The 1,027-nt window shown below is 39.8% G+C and carries 1 pseudogene; it reads right to left on the bottom strand.

From position 1 onward, the window contains the following. Positions 1-807: 807 nt before the first annotated feature. A pseudogene (tuf, locus tag DS891_RS24270) lies at positions 808-1,027 on the bottom strand (elongation factor Tu); the annotation flags it as partial.

Raw genomic sequence — 1,027 nt, 5'->3', positions numbered from 1 at the left:
AAAAGTTTTTTGAAGCCTAAGCTTCGTGCTCATTGAATTCTGATTGTTTGTTTCTACTTTTCAAAAAAGTAAAATCAAAACGAATTGACTATATAGTCACTCAGTTACAATTGAGACTCTAAATTTGTTTGCGTCATCTAGCGAACTAGAATCTGCTGTTAGAACTCAATCTGTACGAGTGCCCACACAGATGATTGCTTCATATTTTTAAAGAACGTTTCGAAACATTTCGTTGTTTCGAGGGATGTGTATTCTAAGCATTCCCAATTTTTTGTCAACACTTAATTTTGAATTTCTTGAGAAGAAGTTTCGAATTTAAGCTTTACTTGACGCTAACTCGTTGCCACTTTGCTTTTCAGCGTAGCGCCCCGTGTCAGTGGGGTCGCATTATAGGGCGATCCGATTTTAGTGCAACCCTTTTTTTAAAGAAAATTGCGAAAAAACGTTTGTTCGAGCAAAAATAAAGCGAAACGCTTATTTTTGATACTTGACCGTATAAAAAGAGAACAAAATAGAGGTATTGTATAGCGTTTATGTATAGTACCGCGTGTTATCAACACTATTGAGGCACTATTCTATAAGAGGGGATATCACCTAATAAGAAGGTTCCAGAACAATTCTTGAATTGCTAGGAATGACCCTGTTCGCAGGTCGCGATATAAAATCGCTGCTACGAAGTATCAAAAAGTCTGTACGCCTTATTGGAGAACGACCCTTTTCACTGGTCGCGATATAAAATCGCTGCTACAAGGTATTAAAAAAGGCCGCCAAAGCGACCTTTTTATGTGTGTTACGACAATCTACAGATTACTCTTCGATTGTTGCTACAACACCAGCGCCTACTGTACGGCCACCTTCACGGATAGCGAAACGTAGACCTTCGTCCATCGCGATTGGTACGATTAGCTCAACAGTCATCTTGATGTTGTCGCCTGGCATTACCATTTCTACGCCGTCTGGTAGCTGGATGTCACCAGTTACGTCTGTTGTACGGAAGTAGAACTGTGGACGGTAACCTTTGAAGAAA

This window comes from Pseudoalteromonas sp. JC28, assembly GCF_013319255.1.
GTDB lineage: Bacteria > Pseudomonadota > Gammaproteobacteria > Enterobacterales > Alteromonadaceae > Pseudoalteromonas.
The sequence above is the reverse complement of the archived record's forward strand: the minus strand, read 5'-3'. Positions and strand labels throughout refer to the sequence as shown.